A 4190-nucleotide genomic window follows, 5' to 3' on the forward strand; every position below is an offset into this window, starting at 1 on the left:
CCTTTGCCAGGCCAGCGGTGGCGATGATGCCCAATTCGGCCAGATGCGCGCGCCACGCGTTGGCCGCCTGCGTTCGCTGCCGCACTAGAAGGGTGCGGGTCTTCAGCACCATCGCGGCAGCCTGTTGCTCGGCCGTCTTGATCGGGACGAAGCGCATGGTCTTGCGGGTCACCGCTTCGCTGATGGCCTCTGCGTCCGCCGCATCCGTTTTGCCTCGCTTTACGAAGGGTTTGACATAAGCCGGCGGAATGAGCCGCACCTCATGACCGAGAGCTGCGATCTCGCGCGCCCAATAGGGGGCGCTACCGCAGGGTTCCATCCCCACCAGGCATGGTGGCAGTTTCTCGAAGAAGCGCAGAACCTCGCTGCGCCGCAATTTCCTGTTGAACACGGGCGATCCCTCCGCATCCGCGCCGTGAACCTGGACAACGTGCTTGGCCAAATCTAACCCAATGGTGCTAACCTGTTTCACGGAACGGTCCCTCCTTTGTGGCGTTCGAACAACGACCACGTTCTAGCACTTTGATGCTGTTGGAGCGGGCCGTTCCACCACATCAAGTTTATCCAATCCTGAGTTCGCTCCGGTTTGGATTTGCCCGGTTGGGCGGGAGCGACGGGAGCTGGCGCGGAGCCTTCGGCATAGCGCAGCGCCAGATTCCGGCGCGGGTGACAGGTGAAGGCGAACTCGGAGGGCGTTTTCCATCCGAGCTGCGAGTGGGGTCGGGCATCGTTGTAATCGGCCCGCCAGCATCCGAGTGCGACGCGAGCCTGGGCCACTGACGTGAACAGCGTCTGGTTCGCAATTCATCCCGCAGCCGGCCGTTGATGGGAAAGACGGCCCCGCTCCCTCGGCGCCGGCGATATACTAGCGATGGACGAACTCGCTAACAGGAGCAATTGACCAATGGAAGCCGCGACAATTGGGTTGGACATTTCGAAGCACGTATTTCACATCCATGCAGTTGATAGAAGGCCGCGTGGCCGGTCGCGAACGTCTCCGGCGAGGCGAGATCGTGTCTTTCTTCTCCTCGCTCGCACCTTGCCTGGTCGGCATCGAGGCCTGCGCGACTGCTCACCACTGGGCGCGCGAGATTGGGCAGTTTGGACACGATGTCAGATTGATTCCGCCGGCCTATGTTAAACCCTACCTCCGAAGAGGGGCCAAGAATGACGCCGCTGACGCGGCCGCGATCTGCGAAGCGGTTAGTCGTCCCAATATGCGGTTCGTTCCAATCAAGAGCGCCGAGAACCAGGGCTTCTTGATGCTTCATCGTGCAAGAGCTTGCTGGTCCGCCAACGCACCATGACAGCTTGCGCCATTCGGGCTCACTTTGCTGAGTTCGGAATCATTGTCGGGCAAGGCCGGCAACGGGTGGATGGTCTGGCGGACTTGTTGGATGACGAGGAACTGACGCTACCGGCCCACGCCCGCATCGCGCTGGCCGTCCTTGTGAGCCAACTGAAGGAATTGGGCCGGCAGGTCGAGGCCATCGAGCGCGAACTGGCTGAGATCCGGCGAGTAAATCCGATGGCGAAGTTGCTGTCCTCCATCCCCGGGATCGGTCCCATAACGGCCACAGCTCTCGCCGCGACCGTGCCCGACGCGACAATGTTCCGCTCCGGGCGGGAGTTCGCGGCCTGGCTTGACCTGACGCCTAAGCAGAATTCCACCGGCGGGAAGGATCGGCTCGGCCGGATTACGAAATAGGGCGATTCCTATCTCAGGCACTTGCTTGTCATCGGAGCACGTAACGTCGTTCGGTACCCAAAGGCACGCTCCCGGGTTGGAGGCAGCTGGATCGAAGCCCTGCTTGAACGGCGTCGACCCATGGTCGTCGCCGTCGCCGTTGCCAACAAATTAGCCCGGATCGTCTGGGCGATGATGACGACCGGGAATTCTATCGGCCTAAGCTCGCGGCCTGACTTTCCGCGTATGTTGGCTACCTTATGGTGTGAGGGCAAATGACAGCATGATGGACACCGGCGGAGCTGGGGATCGAGCAAGCCCGAAGAGCTTTAAGCGCAACAAGCGCGACCCGTTGATGAGGCCTCGATCCGCGATCTCCATCAGGGCCAGCGGCCATGGCATCGGTCGCACTAACAGGCCGTATACATGAACGCACCCGACCGGTATCCAAAGTGCCGCTGAAATCCCTTGCATCCGCGGGGCCAATGGTATGGACCCCGCCCTCGCCGCGGTGGAATCTCGAGCGTCAACTGCAGTGAAGGAGGATATCATGCAGGTCGTTCGGATAGGTCTAGATCTAGCGAAGTATGTCTTCGAAGTTCACGGCGTCGACAACCACGGGAAAGTCGTTGTGCGTCGCGATGCGGTGGCCGGCTTTTTCGCCAATTTACCGGCCTGCCTAGTCGGCATGGAGGCTTCCAACGGGGCACACTATTGGGCTCGCGTACTCACGGCGCTTGGCCATCAGGTCCGACTGATCAGCCCTCAGTTCGTGACACCATACGTCAAGTCAAACAAGAACGACCAGAACGATGCGGAAGCCATCTGCGAAGCGGTCGGCCGTCCGTCCATGCGCTTCGTGCCACCGAAATCAACCGATCAGCTGGCGGTACAGGCTGTCCACCGCATTCGCCGACGCCTGGTCGCCGACCGGGTCAGGCTCGCTAACCAGATTCGCGGTCTTCTGTCCGAGCATGGCATTGTCATTACCCGTGACATAGCGCAGCTGCGGCGCGGCCTCGCTGTCATCGTAGGGAACATCAATGACGGCCTCAGCGAGATGCTCCGAGCGCTCATGAGGGAATTGCAAGAGGAGTTGTCCGAACTTGATACCCGCGTTGCAGCCTATGACCGGCGGATAAGGGAAATCTTCCGTACGAATGAGCAGTGCCAGCGGCTCGGCAAAATCGAAGGCATCGGACCTGTGACAGCAACAGCCATGATCGCCGCCGTGGGCGATAGAAGCTGTTTCAAGAACGGCCGCCAGTTCGCGGCTTGGCTTGGCCTGGTGCCGAAGCAGCGATCCAGTGGAGGGCGGGCCCGCTTGTTCGGCATCAGCAAACGCGGCGATCGATACCTGCGGACGCTGATGATTCACGGAGCTCGCGCCGCTTTAAGCCGGGCCACTGGCAAGCAGGATCCGCGAAGCCTCTGGCTCGGCAAAATCCGACAACGGCGCCATCCCAATGTCGCGGCCGTGGCTCTTGCCAACAAGAACGCGCGGATCGTGTGGGCTATGCTCACAGGCGACGCAGCTTATGAGCCGGCGCTGTCGGTGAAGGCGGCCTGAAGCGAAGCTGCAATCAAGGAACGGAGGTCTCACCCGGCAATTGCAACAAATGGCAGGAGATGGCGAAACGGTCACCCCGTCGCTTCCCGAACCTGATGTGTGGACCGGCACGGCTTGCGCCGATGTCTCGGGGCCGTTGAGGTGGAAGCGGGCGAAAACCATCGAGGCTCGCGGCGGAGACGTTGTCCAGCCGCATCAAGAAGCCGGATATACGTCTGCAGTTGTGACCGTCGATCCTGATCAAGCCGGTCGTTGCAATCGGGCGGGGTCCATATACGTCTATACATGAAGCTCTCGATGAACGCATTCTGCATGGGCTTGCCCGACGCAATGTAGTGCCGGGCGACGCGGCTCTGATCCGCCCATGTCAAGATGGCGTTGCTGGTCAGCTCGCTGCCGTTGTCGCTGACCACCATTTTCGGCTTGCCGCGCTCGATCATCAGCCGGTCAAGTTCCCGGGCCACGCGGATGCCGGAGAGCGAGGTATCGGCCACCAGCGCCAGGCACTCGCGGGTGCAGTCATCGACCACGGTGAGGACGCGGAAGCGGCGGCCGCAGGTCAGCTGATCCGACACAAAGTCGAGCGACCAGCGCTCGTTCGGCGCCATCGGCGCCGTCATCGGCGCCCTGGTCCCATGGCGCGCTTGCGGCCGCCACGGCGGCGCACTGCAAGCTTCTCTTCCCGGTACAGCCGGAACAGCTTCTTGTGGTTGACCGTATAGCCCTCCCGCTTGAGCAGGACATGCACGCGCCGATAGCCGAAGGGGCGGCGCTCGTGCGCGATCGCCTTCATGCGCTGGCGAAGGCCGCCATCGTCCGTCCGGATCGTCTTGTATCTCACAGTCATGCGGCAGCTGCCGATGGCTTTACACGCCCGCCGTTCGCTCATCCCGTGGGCATCCATGAGATGGGCGACAGCTTTCCGCTCCCCCG

2 protein-coding genes and 3 pseudogenes are annotated in these 4190 nt (G+C 61.7%); 2 read left to right on the plus strand and 3 right to left on the minus strand.

What is annotated here, in order from left to right; all coding sequences use genetic code 11:
* The coding region (locus tag HZZ13_RS36205; protein WP_311973036.1) for an IS110 family RNA-guided transposase at positions 1 to 472 on the minus strand (472 nt) is incomplete at its 3' end.
* Positions 473 to 588: 116 nt separating this feature from the next.
* A pseudogene (locus HZZ13_RS36210) lies at positions 589 to 824 on the minus strand (integrase core domain-containing protein); the annotation flags it as partial.
* Between the two features lie 80 nt (positions 825 to 904).
* Here HZZ13_RS36210 and HZZ13_RS36215 point away from each other — a divergent pair.
* Together HZZ13_RS36215 and HZZ13_RS36220 are read left to right on the plus strand one after the other, a co-directional pair.
* Positions 905 to 1966, plus strand: a pseudogene (locus tag HZZ13_RS36215) (IS110 family RNA-guided transposase).
* Between the two features lie 271 nt (positions 1967 to 2237).
* Positions 2238 to 3257: an IS110 family RNA-guided transposase gene (locus tag HZZ13_RS36220; protein WP_197964200.1), complete on the plus strand. Its 1020-nt coding sequence runs from the start codon at positions 2238 to 2240 to the stop codon at positions 3255 to 3257.
* Positions 3258 to 3544: 287 nt separating this feature from the next.
* On the opposite strand, the pseudogene HZZ13_RS36225 reads toward HZZ13_RS36220, so the two are convergent.
* Positions 3545 to 4190 (minus strand): annotated as a pseudogene (locus tag HZZ13_RS36225) (IS3 family transposase); the annotation flags it as partial.

The sequence above is a fragment of the Bradyrhizobium agreste genome (genome assembly GCF_016031625.1).
Taxonomy (GTDB): domain Bacteria; phylum Pseudomonadota; class Alphaproteobacteria; order Rhizobiales; family Xanthobacteraceae; genus Bradyrhizobium; species Bradyrhizobium agreste.